The organism is Streptomyces sp. NPDC058864, from assembly GCF_042742985.1.
Taxonomy (GTDB): domain Bacteria; phylum Actinomycetota; class Actinomycetes; order Streptomycetales; family Streptomycetaceae; genus Actinacidiphila.
Genome location: NZ_JBHYMQ010000057.1, coordinates 19,760 through 34,305, shown reverse-complemented (window position 1 = coordinate 34,305; position 14,546 = coordinate 19,760). Strand labels below are relative to the sequence as shown.

Sequence of the window (14,546 nt, the reverse complement as noted above, 5' to 3'; positions counted from 1 at the left end):
CTTCAGTGGCCCAGACCGGTGACGGTCAGCCGGCACCCCCTGCCACCAGCCAGTTCGTCGGCACCTCGAACCACGAACCGTCCGCCCGCCGCTCGGTCGTCACGAGCGCGACCTCACCGCGTGCGAGCACCTCCATCCCCGCCGCGCGGAAGAGCTCCGGGACGGTCCCGTCGGGCATCTCGGCCGGCGCGATCCCGTGCGAGAAGATCGCCGCGAGCTTGGCGGGCGGCCCGCCCGGCCGTTGCGCGAGCCCCATCAGCGCGCCCTTCGCGGACGCCGCGAGTTCGTCCGCGAACACCCGCCCGCGCCCGCCGGTCAGCACGGCGATGCCCTCGACCAGCGGTGCGCGTTCCTCGGGCCGGCACTGGTGGAGCACTCCGCGCATGTACACGTTCACCTCGCCGAGCTCCTCGCCCAGCCGCCGGACGGCCTCGGGGTCGGACGCGTCGAGCTGCCGGTACTCGGCGACGCCGCCCGGGTCCTGGTGCCGCGCGTGGCCGATCGCGGCCGCCGCGAGGTCCACCCCGACGGCCCGGCCGTACCGCCCGGCGAGGAAGCGGGTCTGGGTGCCGTTGCCGCAGCCGAGGTCGACGACCGGCAGCGACGGGTCGAAGTGGGCTTCGAAGAACGGAAGGTGGGCCGCCGCGGTGACCTCCGCCCCCGCGTCCCAGAGCACCGCCCCGGGCTCTCCGGGGGCGTCGCGCCAGAAGTCCTCCCACGCCTGAAGGTTCGTGCCGGTGACGTCCATGCGATCTCCCCAGGTCCACGTGTCCGTCGCCGCGGACCGGGCCGGCCGCGCGGCCGAAACCCCGTCAGGGTCCGTGCTACAGGCGGCGACCGGCGCGGGCAAGCGTCCGGGGGGAAGTCGTGACCTCGTGTTCGCTACGTTCGAGGAACCGCCGGGGCCCCGACGCGTCCTCCGGTGCGCCGCCACGGCAGTGCCTGCTCGAACCAGACCGTCTTGCCCTGCGTCGTACGGCTCGCGCCCCACTCCCGGGCCAGCCGGCTCACGATCCGAAGGCCCCGCCCCGACTCGTCGTCGGGCCCGGCCCCCACCAGGACCGGCACCGCGTGGTCGTCGTCCGAGACCTCGCACAGCAGCGCGTCGGTGCGGACCAGGCGCAGCTCGACGTGCCGGGAGTGCGCGTGCCGGACGGCGTTGGTGACCACCTCGCCGACCATCAGCTCGGCCGCCTCCGCGGCCTCGTCCAGCCCCCAGCGCTCCAGGGCGCCCCGGGTCAGCATGCGGGCCCTGCCCACCTCGCGGGGGTCGAGTGCGAGCTGCCAGCTGACGACGTCCTCGCGCGGGATGCCGTTGAGCCGGGCCATCAGCAGGGCGACGTCGTCCTTGCGGCCGCCCGGCGGGTTGAGCGCGCGGATGATCGTGTCGCAGGCGTCGTCCATGGAGGCGGCGGGATGCGCGGCGCTCTCGCACAGCGCCGCGAGACCGGCTCCGATGTCCTGGCCGCGCACCTCGACCAGCCCGTCCGTGCACAGCACCAGCCGGTCGCCGGGGCCGACGGCCACCTTGACCGTCTCGAAGGGCACCCCGCCGATGCCGATCGGCGCGCCCGTCGGCACGTCGAGCAGCTCGCTGCGGCCGTCCTCGGCGCGCACCAGCACGGGCGGGATGTGGCCCGCGTTGGCGATGTGCAGCTCGGACCGGATCGGGTCGTACACGGCGTACAGGCAGGTGGCGAGATAGTGCTCGCCGAGCCGCTGCGCCAGGTCGTCGAGGTTGCGCAGCAGTTGCGCCGGCGGCATGTCCAGCGCCGCCATGGTCTGCACGGCGGTGCGTAACTGGCCCATCATGGCGGCCGCGTTGAGACCGTGCCCCATGACGTCGCCCACGACGAGGGCGAGCCGGGAGCCGGGCAGCTTGATGGTGTCGAACCAGTCGCCGCCGACCCGGCCCAGCCTGGTGCCGGGCAGGTAGCGGGTCGCCACGTCGCACCCCGGCATGCGCGGGGTGATCTGCGGCAGCATGCTGTCCTGCAGGGTGTCGGCGACGTTCTCCTGGTACGTGTACATGCGGGCGTTGTCCAGGACGAGCCCGGCGCGGGCGGCGAGTTCGGCGCCCGTCACACGGTCCATGTCGTTGAACGGCGGACGCTCCCCGTGCCGCAGCAGGATCATGAAGCCGAGGACGACGTTGCGCGCCTTCAGCGGCACGACCAGCATCGACCGGCCGGTGATCAGCGGGCGGATGTCGCGCTTCTCGAACTGCGAGGCGATGGCCTCGCCCATGGGTTCGGTGATCCTGGGCACCAGCACCGGACGACCGCTCGTCATGCACTGGAAGAACGGAGTGTGCTCGGGGAACGGCATGGACTCGCCGACCGGTACGACGTCGTCCCAGCGACCGGGCTCGTCGGTGTGCTCCAGGGCGACCCGGTACCACATGGTGGTGACGTCGGGCGGGCCGTCGGGGAAGCCCTCGCCCCCGAGCACCTGTTCGCGCAGGTAGGTGCCCGCGACGTCGGTGAAGCGGGGGACGACCGCGGCGCTCACCTCCCGGATCGTGCGGGTCAGATCCAGGGAGCTGCCGATGCACCCGCTGACCTCGTTGAGGAACTCCAGGCGCTCGCGGACGGCGGCGTACTCCAGGTCGGGTTCGAGCTCCTCCGGCACCGTGGTGTGCGGCTCGGCGGCGGCCTCACGGGCTGCGCGCTGACTGCGGGCCCTGCGCTCCTCGCGGCGGGGCACGCCCCAGTCGGGGGTGACGGGCACCCGGTCGTGCCGGCTGATCTCCAGGACGGGATAGCCGAGTTCCAGCACCTGGGAGACGATGCGCCCGCTCTCGGCGACGCTCATGCTGGGCAGGATCTCGGGAAGCCGCTTGGCGAGCCCGTCGGCGCCGGGGAACTCGGTGTGCAGGGCGAAGCCGGGCGCGATCCGCTCGGACTCCCCGGGCGGGGCGTCGTCCTCGCCGAGCACCAGGGCGGCGTCCGCGGCCAGTACGAGCAGGCGCTCGGGGCCCGGTCCGACCAGCGGGTACGCCCACCAAAGGACGTCGGCCGGGAGGCCGCCGGGATCGGGGTCGGGCCCCTGGTTGAGGCGGGCGCGTCCGGCGGTCGGGTAGGAGGTCGTGCCGCTGAGCGTGGCGTCGAGGTCGGCTCCGGCCGGTGTCCCGGCGCCGCCCTGACCGGACTCCTCGCCGAGCGCGCCGGAGACCGGCAGCAGGTCGACGGCCGGGCGGCCGAGGGCCTCCTCCCGGGAGCGCCCGAACAGCTTGCGGGCGCCCGTGCTCCAGTGCGAGACGAGCCCGTCGCCGTCGACCACGACCACGGCGAGCGGGATGCGCCCGGAGAGTCCGGTCCGCTGTTCCGGCAGCGCGGCGCGGCTCCCCTCCCCCGGTGGAGTGCGACGTTGCATGACGCGTCCGGCTCCTTCCCCTGCGGCGCCCGGATCCCGACCGAGGCCCGGAGGTGGTCGGCCTCCGGCGCAAGATCTGCGGCTCCGCCACCACGGTACGACCGGCACCGGGTGCCGCGTAGGGCATTGGACGAATCCGGTGTGCGCCCGCGCGGGGCCGTGGATGCCCCGGGGCATGCGCGGGCGCACACCCAGCGCTGAGGGGCCGTCAGAGGACGCTCAGTCCTCGTGGCCCAGGTGCACGTCGCGTTCGGTGCGCTCACCGCCGCTGAGCCGCAGCACGGTGGCCACCGGCGGGTAGCCGGAGGCCACGACGGTGTACTCGCCCGCGGCCAAGTCGACGAAGCGGAAGACGCCGTCCGGGCCGGTCGTCACGGTGTCCTGGACGTTGCCCGCCGCGTCCAGCAGGGTGACCCGGGCGTCCTCCACCGGGCTGCCGCCCGGGCCGCGTACGGTGCCGCGCAGCAGCGCGCCGCCCGCGAGTTCGACGTCCTGCCGGGTCTCCCGGGCAGCGTGCACCGACACGGGGAGTGCCGCGGGCCGGTAGGCGGGGGCGTTGGCGGCGAGCGTGTACTCCCCCGCGACGAGGTCGCTCAGAACGTAGTCACCGTCCCTCGCCGTGCGGGTGGTGGCCACCACGTCGCCACGGGAGTCGGTGAGGGTGACCGTGGCCTCCCGTACGGGCGTGCCGTCGGCGGTGCGCACGGTGCCCGCGAGCCGCCCGGCGCCGCCGAGCACCACGTCGAGCTCGACCGGGCGTTCCCCGACGGTCACGCTGACGGCCTGCGGCTGGTGCCCCCCGGCGGCGGCGATCAGGACGTAGCTGCCGCTGCCCGGGGTGCTCAGCGCATAGCGCCCGTCCTCCCCCGTGGCGCCGCGCCCGATCTGGCGGCCGGTCACATCGATGAGGGTGAGCGCCGCCCGGCCCACGGTGCTGCCGTCGGCGTGCTGGACGGTGCCGCACACCGGGACGCCGACGGTCTCGGCCTTGCGGGCGGTGGGGACGTGCTGGGTCACCAGGGGTTTCTCCTTGAGCAGGAAGGCGAGCAGGAAGCCGAGGGCGAGCACCGGCACCAGGTAGAGGAAGATGCGCGGCATGGCCTCCGCGTACGCCCGCACATAGGCGTCGCGCAGCGGCGGCGGCATCGCGTGCACCATGTGGGGGGTGATCGACTGGGGGTCCGGCAAGTCGACGCCGCGCGGCAGCCGGTCGGCCAGTCCGTCCGCGAGCCGGTTGGCGAACAGGGTGCCGAAGACGGCCGCCCCGACCGAGCCGCCGATCTGCCGGAAGTAGTTGTTCGCGCTGGTGGCCGTGCCGAGGTCGGCGGGCCGCACGGAGTTCTGCACGGCGAGGATCAGCACCGGCAGGACGAGGCCGATGCCGAGCCCCAGCACGCCCATGTAGACGCTGTACTCGACGCGCGGGGTGTCCCGCTCCAGCAGCGAAAGCAGCCACATGCCGGCCACCGAGAGCGCCCCGCCGAGCAGCGGGAACACCCGGTAGCGCCCGGTACGGCTGATCATCTGGCCGGAGACCACGGAGGCCAGGACGACTCCGAGCATCATGGGCAGCATCAGCAGCCCGGACTCGGTCGCGCTGACGCCGTTCACCATCTGGAGGAAGGTCGGGAGGTAACTGGCGGCGCCGAAGAGGCCGACGCCGACGACGGCCCCGATCAGGGCTGAGATCGTGAAGACGCCGTCGCGGAAGAGCCGCAGCGGGATGACCGGTTCGACGGCGAACCGTTCCACCACGACGAACAGCACGGCACAGATGATCGTCGCGGCGCCCAGCCCGATGATCACGTCCGAGCGCCAGGCGTAAGTCGTGCCGCCCCAACTGGTCAGCAGCACCACACAGGTGGAGCCGGCGGCGAGCAGCAGCGCGCCCAGCACGTCGAGCCGGGGGCGTACGGCCGGCCGCGGCAGCTTCAGTACGACGGCGATGACGGCGAGGGTCAGCAGGCCGAAGGGCACGTTGATGTAGAAGCACCAGCGCCATGAGGCGTGGTCGGTGAAGAAGCCGCCGAGCAGCGGGCCGGCCACGGAGGCCAGGCCGAAGGAGGCGCCGATCAGGCCCATGTAGCGGCCGCGTTCCCGGGGCGGGACGATGTCGGCGATGATCGCCTGGACGCCGATCATCAGCCCGCCGCCACCGATGCCTTGGATGGCGCGGAAGGCGATCAGCTCGTCCATGGAACGCGACCAGCCGGCGAGGGCGGATCCGACGACGAACACGACGATGGCGAACTGGAAGACGCTCTTGCGCCCGAAGAGGTCGCCGAGCTTGCCGTAGATCGGCAGCCCGATGGTGGAGGCCAGCAGGTAGGCGGTCACGGCCCAGGACATCTTGTCCAGCCCGTGCAGCTCGCCGACGATCTTGGGGAGGGCGGTGGCCACGATCATCTGGTCGAGGGCGGCCAGCAGCAGGGTCAGCATCAGCCCGAGGAAGACCAGTCGCACCCTGCGGGGGCTCAGTCCGGCGACGGGCAGGCCCGGTTCCTGCGGCGCGGCTGCGGGTCGGTCCTCGGGGCCCGTGCCGGCGCCGGTCGCGTCCGCGAGGGTGCCGGTCTCCTCGGACAGGGTCGTCCCGGTGGTGCCGCCCATCTGCGTACCGCTCCCCTCGTCGCGCCTGCCCTGCGACAACGATCTGGGGCGCCGGGGATGCGCCGGAGCGCGGCAGATCCACCCTTTCAAGTGACGTGCCCACCGGCGTGCGCCCACCGGGCGGCAGCCTGGCGCTCACGGCACGTACGACAGTCACGGCACGTCAAAGGAGGCGGCCGGGCGTCCCCCGGCTCCGGCCGCCTCCTTTGTGCCGTCTGCTACTTCTCCGTCTCCGCGGCGAGCCGCGCGAGCACCGCGTCGTGGATGCGGTTCAGGCCCTTGGGCGCGAAGGTGCGCTCGAAGAAGCCGCCGATGCCGCCGGCGCCGGTCCAGGTGCTGGTGACGACCGCCTTGGCACGGCCCTCGCCGGCCGGCGTGACCGTCCAGGTGGTGACCATGGTGGAGTTGCGGTCACTCTCGACCAGCTGCCCCGGGGTCGGCTCGGTCACCGCGAGGAGGCAGTCGCGGACGCGCTTCTCGGTCGCCTGCAGCCTCCAGTGCACGAGGGTGCCCGCGCCGCTGCCGCCCTCGCGCACCTCGTACTCGCTGTACTGCTCGGGAAGCAGCCGCTGCCGGGTGCCCGTGTAGTCGGCGAGCGCCGCGAAGACGCTCTCCGGGCTCGCCGCGATCTCGCGCTGCGTGGTGGCCTCGACCTGTGCCATCGCCGTCCTCCGTCGATCCGTGTGCCGTCGCCGACAAGCCAATCACCACGGCCGCGTGCCCGCGAAATCGGGCCGCCCTCCCGGTGCCGGAGCTCGGTACGACGGCGCGGGTGGCCGTACCGCGCACGGGCCGGAAATCACGTGCCCCGCGGGGCGCGGCGCGTTATCGTCGGCCGCATGAACGTCACCGGCCACAGCACCACCGCGACCGCGCGAGCGACCAGCTCGCCGGTTGCCGCCGCCTGACGTACCCCCTTCCTCACCACCGGCGACCGGGAACGGCCCGCCGGTGGTTTCGTGGCTCCCGCCCCGATCCCGGTGCTCGTGCGGACCCGTTGCCCGGTGCCTCCCCGCCTCCACGCGAAGGAGCCACCCTCCATGAACACCGAAGAGATCGTCCGCACGTTCGTCGAGTACTACGAGGAACGCGGCCACCGCCGGATCACCGGATCGACCCTGCTCCCGCCGCCCGGCGACCCCGTGCTGTTCACGACCTCGGGAATGCATCCGCTCACCCCCTACCTGGAGGGGCGCCCGCACCCGCTCGGCCGCCGGCTGGTCAACGTGCAGCGCTGTCTGCGCACGACCGACCTGGAGGAGGTCGGCGACCCCACCCACCTGACGGTCTTCGAGATGCTCGGCACCTGGTCGCTCGGGGACTACGAGGGCCCGCAGAGCCTCGACTGGGGCCACGGACTGCTGACCGAGGGATTCGGCATCGACCCGGGACGGCTGCACGTCACGGTGTTCGGCGGCGACGACCGCACCGGCCCGGACACGGCCTCCCTGGAGCTGTGGGAGAAGCACGGGGTCCCGGTGGAGCTCACGGTCGAGGACAACTGGTGGTCCAACGGGCCGACCGGCCCGTGCGGCCCCGACTCGGAGATCTTCCTGTGGACAGGCGACACGCCACCGCGGTCCACTCCCACGGGTGACGACCGCTGGGTGGAGGTCTGGAACCACGTGATGATGCGCCACCGCCGGCTCGAGGACGGCTCGCTGGTGCCGCTCCCCCAGCGCAACGTCGACACCGGACTCGGTCTGGAGCGGCTGGCCTCGCTGCTGCAGGGCCGCACATCGGTGTTCGAGTGCGACGTCTTCACCCCCTGGCGCCGTCTCGTACCGCTCCTGTGGCCCCTGGACGAACCGTCGCTGCGCCTGGTCTGCGACCACCTGCGCTCGGCCGTGGTGGTGATCGGGGACGGGGTACGCCCGTCCAACACCGGTCGCGGATACGTGCTGCGCCGGCTGGTGCGGCGTGTCCTCACCACCCTGTGGCGGGACGACCCGTCCCGCGGCCTCGGCGACCTGCCGCAGGAGCTGGTCCGGCACACCCTGGACCGCTTCCGCCAGGACGTGGACCCGGACGAGCCGCGCCGGGTGCTGCTGGAGGAGGAACGCCGGTTCCGGCGGCTCCTGGAGCGCGGCCGTCAGGTGCTGGCCCGCCCCCGCTTCCGGGGCCCGCTGGACGAGGAGGACCTCCACTACCTCCACGACACCCACGGCCTGCCGCGCGACCTCGTCCTGAGCCTGCGGCCGCAGTGACGGCGGACGGCCCGCGGGGCCCCGGGCGGTGCCGTCGGCATCGCCCGGGGCCTCCCCTCCCGCACGGTCACGCGCGGTGACCACAGGATTCCCCCGGATCCCCCTCGACGCTATTCGCTCAGATGTTCTATTCTCTGGAGGAGAGCAACGAAGGAGGCGGCATGAGGTGGGACAACCTGAGCCGCGACACGACGGCGGCCACACCGGGGCTCTTCGGCATCGACGCCGTGACCCGCACGTTCGACACCCCCGAGTTCCGCGGGATCACCTTCCACGAGGTGCGCGCCCGCACGATCGTCAACCGCGTGCCCGGCGCGTCCCGGATGCCGTTCGAGTGGACGATCAACCCCTACCGCGGCTGCAGCCACGCGTGCGTGTACTGCTTCGCGCGCAAGACGCACACCTACCTGGACCTCGACAGCGGCCTGGACTTCGACTCGCAGATCGTCGTGAAGGTCAACGCGCCCGAACTGCTGCGGCGCGAGCTCGCCTCGCCCCGCTGGCACGGCGAGCACATCGCCATGGGCACCAACGTCGACTGCTACCAGCGCGCGGAGGGCCGCTACCGGCTCATGCCGGGCATCCTGGCGGCGCTGCGCGACCATGCCAACCCCTTCTCGATCCTCACCAAGGGCTCGCTGATCCTGCGCGACCTGGACCTCCTGGTGCAGGCCTCACGGGTCACCGACGTGTCGACCGCGGTCTCCGTCGGCTTCGTCGACCGGGACCTGTGGCGCACCGTGGAGCCGGGCACGCCGTCGCCGGCGAAGCGGCTCGAGGTCTGCCGCACCCTCAATGAGCACGGCATCCCCTCGGGCGTGCTGATGGCACCGGTGCTGCCGTACCTCAGCGACTCACCCGAGCAGTTGCGCGAGACGGTCCGCGCGATAGCCGGGACGGGCGCCACGTCCGTCACCCCGCTGGTGCTGCACCTGCGCTCCGGGGCGAGGGAGTGGTTCATGGCCTGGCTCTCCGTGCACCACCCGCGGCTGATCTCCCGTTACAAGGCGCTGTACGCGGAAGGCGCCTACGCGCCCACCTGGTACCAGCGCCGCATCACCCGCCAAGTGCACGAGTTCGCCGCCGAGTTCGGGATCGGGCCCAGCCGCTCCGGCACCGCGCGCCGGATCTCCGCACCCGAGGAGGACACCCCCGGGACGCCCGCCGCACCCGATCCGGCCCAGCCGACGCAGCTGTCCCTGATCTGAGCTCGCGAAAAGCGGGTGCCCGCCGGGCTCCACCCCGCTTAACGTCGCAGCCATGACGCACGTGAGAGTGATGACCCGCGACGACATCGACGCCGTGGCGGCGATCCGCGTACGGGGCTGGCAGAAGGCCTACGCGGGGATCGTCCCGCAGGCGTACCTCGACGCGATGGATGTCGGGGCGGACGCGGAGCGCCGCAAGGAGTGGTTCGACGCGGGCGGCAGCCGGGTGGACAACCTGGTCGCCGCGGACGACGGCGAGGTGACCGGCTGGGCCGCGCTCGGCCCCTACCGTGGCGAGCCGGACGACGCCGAGGTCGGCGAGCTGTACGCGATCTACGTACGTCCCGACCGGACCGGCCGGGGCGCCGGCCGCGCGCTCATGGACGCCGTCCGCGCCCGCGCCACCGAACGCGGCTTCCGGAGCCTGCGCCTGTGGGTCCTCGCGGACAACGCACGGGCGCTGCGCTTCTACGAGCGCTCCGGGCTCGTGCCGGACGGTACCGACCAGATCGAGATGTACGACGGCCTTCCGCTCAAGGAACTGCGGTACGCGACGGATCTGGCCTGAAGCGCCCTGCAAGGCGACGCGTCACGGCGCTCGGCGCCCCGTCCCGGGCCGCGGACAGCACGGGCGCGGCCACCGGGTCGCCCGAGCGCACCAGGGCACGCACGATCCGCCTCGGGTACGGCGGCGCGCACGATCCGGCGAGCGCGGCCGTCGCGCGGGGTTCGCCCTCGTACCGCGCCAGTCCGCGCGCCGCGGCGGCACGCACCTCCGCGTCCTCGTCGGAGGCGACGCCGAGCAGCGTCTCCAGGACATGCGGGCCGCCGATCCGGCCGAGGGAGTCCACCGCCGCGACGCGCAGACGGGGATCCGTGACGGCCCGGATCAGGAGGGGCACCGCCCGCGCGTCCCCGAGCCGTCCCAGTTCCTCGACGCAGCCGGCGGCGGCCTGGTGCACCGTCCGCCCCTCGTCCAGCAGCCAGGTCAGGGTGGACGTCAGCGCGGGCAGCGACTCCGGCGCCCGCAGGCGCCCCAGCAGGCGCACGGCGGCCAGGGCGTAGCCGATCCGCAACCGGTTCGTGGCGAGCGTGGCGGCGGCACGGGCGGTCCGCGGGTCGCCGAGCCGGGCGAGGGCTTCGGCCGCCGAGACGTTGCGCAGGCCGTCGCGATGGTTCAGGAGCAGGACCAGGGTCTCGAACGCCCTGCGGTCGCGGGCCCGGCCGAGCATCACGGCGGCGATCTCCCGCTCCCCCAGGGAGCGCGACGGCTCGGTCAGGACGTCGGCCAGCGTGTCCCGTGCCGCCGGGTGGTCCAGCCTGCCGAGCGTCACGAGGGCCGCTTCTCGTGTCTCCCCGTCGGGGTCGCGGGTGGCGTCCGTGAACACGCCGAGGTGCGCCGGATCCTCGGCACGGCCGAGCAAGGTCAGCGCGAGAGACCTGACGCCGGGCTCTTGGTGGCCGCAGTACCGCAGCAGCAGGGGTACGCACTCGGGCGCCGGCGGTGTGCCCCGGTGGCCGGGGAACCACCGCCAGTGGTGCAGTCCGCTCCCGGTGACAAGGCGGCTGATGTGGTTCCGCACGCCGTCGTCGTGCCCGAACTCGGGATCCCAGTGATCGCCGTCGGGCGCCGGCCCGGCCAGGATCTCGAAGAGCGGCCCGGCGGCCTCCAGGCAACGCCGTGCCACGAGCGCCTCCCTGGCGTAGGCGCGGCGCGCCCTGTCGTCGTGGACCACGTCGGTCAGCAACGCGGGCACCTCGGGGGCCCGTCCGGCGGCGGAATCGAGCACGGCCCCTTCCGTCGGCCCGAGCCAGGGCCGCACCATGGCGGCGGCGTCCGGGGAGGCGGCCAGCCGCCGCAGATAGGCGTCGCGTTCCTCGCACCGTCCCTGGGCGGCGAACTCCAGCAGACCCAGGACACGGCGCGGTTCCCCGCGCTCGCGCAGCCGCGCGACATCCGTCTCCCCCGCCCGTACGGCCCCGTACAGGCCGGCCGCTCGCCGCGCCGCGTGACCGGCGCCCCCGTGCACCCGTTCCACGGTTCCCCCTCTCCCCCGTGCGCTCACCCTAACGGCGCGCTCATCTGTAGGCGATGCAAATCACATGGGCGGGAGGGCTGGCGCCGAGGTTACTCACCGGTTACCCTCTAACCAACGCACGCAGCGGCCTGGTGACGCAGCCGTCTCCGTGCAGCCGTAGTCGGTTCGGCACCATCGCGGCGCAGCCCCGGGACAGGGCTCGCCGGTTCTCACGCGGGTACGCCCACACGCGCGTACGCACCCCCGCGGCTCCTCGACTCTCCCGCCCCGCGCCTGCGCAGCAGAGACGCACGGCGCGGATCCTCAGCATTCGGAGTTCCGCGATGGACCGTCCACGACCCTTCCCCACCGTCGCCATCATCGGTCTCGGCACCATGGGCACCGGCATCGCCGAGGTCGTCGCCCGGGCCGGCCACGAAGTGATCGGCATCGAGATCGACGACGCGGCCGCGCACCGTGCCGTCGCCGCCCTGGAGGCCTCCACCGCCCGCGCCGTGCAGCGCGAGCGGATCACCGAGTCCGAGCGCAATGACGTCCTGACGCGTTTCCGTACCTTCTCGGACCTGCAGGCGGCGGCCGACGCCGACCTGGTGATCGAGGTCGTCACCGAGCACTTCGAGATCAAGCGCGAGGTCCTGACGGCGCTCGACGCCATCGTGAAGCCCGGCGCCGTCCTCGCGACCGGCACCAACGCGCTGTCGGTGACCCAGCTCGCCTCGCACACCACGCGCCCGGACCGCGTGCTCGGCCTGCACTTCTTCGCCCCGGCCCCGGCCATGAAGCTGGTCGAGGTGGTCTCCACCGTGCTGACCTCCCCCGAGACCACGAACGCCGTGACCGGGCTGGTCCGCTCGCTCGGCAAGGAGCCGGTGGCGGTCGGCGACCGCCCGGGCTTCATCGCCGACGGGCTGCTCTTCGGCTACCTCAACCAGGCCGCGGCCATGTACGAGGCGCGCTACGCCACCCGCGAGGACATCGACGCGGCCATGCGGCTGGGCTGCGGCCTGCCCATGGGGCCGCTCGCCCTGCTGGACCTGATCGGCATCGACACCGCACAGACAGTCCTGGAGGCGATGTACGACGCCTCGCACGACCGGCTGCACGCTCCCGCGCCCATCCTGAAGCAGCTCACCGCCGCGGGCCTGAAGGGCCGCAAGGCGGGCCGCGGTTTCTACACCTACGAGGCCCCGGGCAGCGCGACGGTCGTCCCGGACGCGGAGACGCCAGCGGCCGCCGCCGGTGCCACCGGCGGGCGGCCCGTGCGCAGCGTGGGCGTCGCGGGCTCGGGCACGATGGCCACCGGCATCGCGGAGGTCTTCGCCAAGGCCGGGTACGAGGTCGTGCTGGCCGCCCGCGGCCGGGAGAAGGCCGACAAGGCGGTCGCGGCGCTGGCCAAGTCGCTGGACCGGTCGGTCGCCAAGGGCCGGCTCAGCCAGGACCAGCGCGACGCCGCCCTGGCGCGGGTGACGGCGGCGGGCTCCCTGGACGCGTTCGCCGACGTGGACCTGGCCGTCGAGGCGGTCGCCGAGGACCTGCCGGTCAAGCAGCAGCTCTTCGCGACCCTGGACAAGGTCTGCAGGCCGGACGCGGTGCTGGCCACGACGACGTCCTCGCTGCCCGTGGTGGCCATCGCCGCCGCCACGTCGCGTCCGCGGGACGTGATCGGCATGCACTTCTTCAACCCGGCGCCCGCCATGAAGCTGGTCGAGGTGGTCCGCACGGTGCTGACCGCCGAGGACGTGCGCGCCACCGTCCACGAGGTCTGCGGCAGGATCCGGAAGCACGCCGTGGACTGCGGCGACCGGGCCGGCTTCATCGTCAACGCGCTGCTGTTCCCGTACCTCAACAACGCCGTGAAGATGGTCCAGGAGCACTACGCGACGGTCGAGGACATCGACTCGGCGATGAAGCTCGGCGGCGGCTACCCCATGGGGCCCTTCGAACTGCTGGACGTCGTCGGGCTGGACGTCTCGCTCGCGATCGAGCAGGTGCTGCACAAGGAGTTCCGCGACCCGGGCCTGGCGCCGGCGCCGCTGCTCGAGCACCTGGTGTCCGCGGGCTGCCTCGGTCGCAAGACGGGCCGCGGCTTCCGCGAGTATGCCCGTCGCTGATCACGCGGACGCCTGGGACGGCCGGGACGGTCCCGGCGGCTGGGGCGGTCTCCTGGGGCCGCCCCACCGCCTCCGGAAACCGGGCCCGGCCCACGGTTCAGCGGGAATGCAGTACGTTCGCGGTATGCCCCAGCCCGTGAAGCCCGCCCGTGCGTCCTCCACCACCGCCCAGCGCCATCGTGTCCGCCAGGAACTGGCCGCTGCGGCGATGCACCTCTTCGCGACCCAGGGGTACGAGGCGACCACGGTCGACGAGATCGCCGCGGCCGCCGGGGTGGCGCGGAGGACCTTCTTCCGGCACTTCCGTTCCAAGGAAGAGGCGATCTTCCCCGACCACGACGACACCTTGGTGCGCGTGGGGCAGGTGCTGGACTCCGCCGAACCGCACGAGCACCCGCTCGACACGGTCTGCCGCGGCATCACCGAGGTGCTGCGCATGTACGCCGAGGCTCCCGAGGTCTCCGTGGAGCGCTACCGGCTGACCCGCGAGATCCCGATCCTGCGGGAGCGCGAGATCTCCTCGGTGGCCCGTTACGAGCGGCTGTTCACCCGCTACCTGCTGGGCCACTTCGACGAGGGCGCCCACTACGGGGACGACGACCCGCTGCTGGCGGAGGTCGCCGCGTCCGCCGTCGTCGCCGCCCACAACCACGTACTGCGGCGCTGGCTCCGCGCCGGCGGCAAGGGCGACGTCGAGTCGCAGCTCGACCACGCCTTCGAGGTCATCAAGCAGACCTTCGGCACCGGCATCGGCCGGCGCCCCTCCCCCGCCCCGGTGCTCGCCTCCGCGCGAGGCGAGGTCGTCGTCGCCGTGGCCCGCACGGACGCCTCACCGGCCGAGGTCATGCGGACGATCGAAAAAGCCCTGAAGGGCGCGTAGCCGCCCGATCGCGCCCCCGGCGCCCTCCCGCGCCTCCGGCATCCCACCGGCGCCCCCAGGCCCTCGTGCCGGGGGCGCCTTCCTGTGTTGCTCAAACGTGAAGCCGTGGTGCCATCTGA

Annotated in this window: 10 protein-coding genes; 5 read left to right on the top strand and 5 right to left on the bottom strand. The window is 73.3% G+C overall.

Annotation, left to right across the window (positions count from 1 at the left end; translation table 11 throughout):
- Positions 1-25: 25 nt before the first annotated feature.
- From ACFW3D_RS31620 to ACFW3D_RS31605, 4 genes are all read right to left on the bottom strand, one after another.
- Positions 26-748 (bottom strand): class I SAM-dependent methyltransferase, encoded by a 723-nt coding sequence (locus ACFW3D_RS31620; protein WP_500509980.1) that lies wholly within the window; start codon positions 746-748, stop codon positions 26-28.
- Between the two features lie 134 nt (positions 749-882).
- A complete protein-coding gene (locus ACFW3D_RS31615; protein WP_500509978.1) occupies positions 883-3,375 on the bottom strand; it encodes an ATP-binding SpoIIE family protein phosphatase in 2,493 nt (830 codons plus the stop codon).
- Between the two features lie 219 nt (positions 3,376-3,594).
- A complete protein-coding gene (locus ACFW3D_RS31610; RefSeq protein ID WP_500509976.1) occupies positions 3,595-5,982 on the bottom strand; it encodes an MFS transporter in 2,388 nt (795 codons plus the stop codon).
- 218 nt (positions 5,983-6,200) lie between these two features.
- Positions 6,201-6,644, bottom strand: a complete 444-nt coding sequence (locus ACFW3D_RS31605) for an SRPBCC family protein (protein WP_326571731.1) — start codon at positions 6,642-6,644, stop codon at positions 6,201-6,203.
- A 378-nt stretch (positions 6,645-7,022) separates the two neighbouring features.
- Between ACFW3D_RS31605 and ACFW3D_RS31600 the strand changes: the two genes are divergently transcribed.
- The 3 genes from ACFW3D_RS31600 (at position 7,023) to ACFW3D_RS31590 (ending at position 9,965) form a co-directional block, all read left to right on the top strand.
- Entirely contained in the window at positions 7,023-8,189 is a 1,167-nt protein-coding gene (locus ACFW3D_RS31600; protein ID WP_500509973.1) for an alanine--tRNA ligase-related protein, read from the top strand.
- Between the two features lie 161 nt (positions 8,190-8,350).
- Positions 8,351-9,397, top strand: a complete 1,047-nt coding sequence (locus ACFW3D_RS31595; RefSeq protein ID WP_500509971.1) for an Rv2578c family radical SAM protein — start codon at positions 8,351-8,353, stop codon at positions 9,395-9,397.
- Positions 9,398-9,449: 52 nt separating this feature from the next.
- On the top strand, positions 9,450-9,965 hold the full coding sequence (locus ACFW3D_RS31590) for a GNAT family N-acetyltransferase (RefSeq protein ID WP_500509969.1): 516 nt from the start codon (positions 9,450-9,452) through the stop codon (positions 9,963-9,965).
- Here the strand turns inward: ACFW3D_RS31590 and ACFW3D_RS31585 are convergent.
- Positions 9,931-11,223 carry a HEAT repeat domain-containing protein gene (locus ACFW3D_RS31585; protein ID WP_500510035.1) on the bottom strand — a complete coding sequence of 431 codons (1,293 nt, stop codon included), beginning with the start codon at positions 11,221-11,223 and terminating at the stop codon, positions 9,931-9,933. The genes ACFW3D_RS31590 and ACFW3D_RS31585 overlap by 35 nt on opposite strands.
- A gap of 536 nt (positions 11,224-11,759) precedes the next feature.
- On the opposite strand from ACFW3D_RS31585, the gene ACFW3D_RS31580 reads away from it, so the two are divergent.
- Both ACFW3D_RS31580 and ACFW3D_RS31575 read left to right on the top strand, forming a co-directional pair.
- Positions 11,760-13,547, top strand: a complete 1,788-nt coding sequence (locus tag ACFW3D_RS31580) for a 3-hydroxyacyl-CoA dehydrogenase family protein (protein ID WP_500509966.1) — start codon at positions 11,760-11,762, stop codon at positions 13,545-13,547.
- Between the two features lie 106 nt (positions 13,548-13,653).
- Positions 13,654-14,427, top strand: coding sequence for a TetR/AcrR family transcriptional regulator (locus ACFW3D_RS31575; RefSeq protein WP_500509963.1), 774 nt, complete (start codon positions 13,654-13,656; stop codon positions 14,425-14,427).
- The last annotated feature ends 119 nt before the right edge of the window (positions 14,428-14,546 follow it).

Bases quoted from the DNA above. Each gene is read 5' to 3' on its own strand.
- ACFW3D_RS31620 (WP_500509980.1), bottom strand. From the start codon at position 748: ATGGACGTCACCGGCACGAACCTTCAGGCGTGGGAGGACTTCTGGCGC.
- ACFW3D_RS31615 (WP_500509978.1), bottom strand. From the start codon at position 3,375: ATGCAACGTCGCACTCCACCGGGGGAGGGGAGCCGCGCCGCGCTGCCG.
- ACFW3D_RS31610 (WP_500509976.1), bottom strand. From the start codon at position 5,982: ATGGGCGGCACCACCGGGACGACCCTGTCCGAGGAGACCGGCACCCTC.
- ACFW3D_RS31605 (WP_326571731.1), bottom strand. From the start codon at position 6,644: ATGGCACAGGTCGAGGCCACCACGCAGCGCGAGATCGCGGCGAGCCCG.
- ACFW3D_RS31600 (WP_500509973.1), top strand. From the start codon at position 7,023: ATGAACACCGAAGAGATCGTCCGCACGTTCGTCGAGTACTACGAGGAA.
- ACFW3D_RS31595 (WP_500509971.1), top strand. From the start codon at position 8,351: ATGAGGTGGGACAACCTGAGCCGCGACACGACGGCGGCCACACCGGGG.
- ACFW3D_RS31590 (WP_500509969.1), top strand. From the start codon at position 9,450: ATGACGCACGTGAGAGTGATGACCCGCGACGACATCGACGCCGTGGCG.
- ACFW3D_RS31585 (WP_500510035.1), bottom strand. From the start codon at position 11,223: ATGGTGCGGCCCTGGCTCGGGCCGACGGAAGGGGCCGTGCTCGATTCC.
- ACFW3D_RS31580 (WP_500509966.1), top strand. From the start codon at position 11,760: ATGGACCGTCCACGACCCTTCCCCACCGTCGCCATCATCGGTCTCGGC.
- ACFW3D_RS31575 (WP_500509963.1), top strand. From the start codon at position 13,654: ATGCAGTACGTTCGCGGTATGCCCCAGCCCGTGAAGCCCGCCCGTGCG.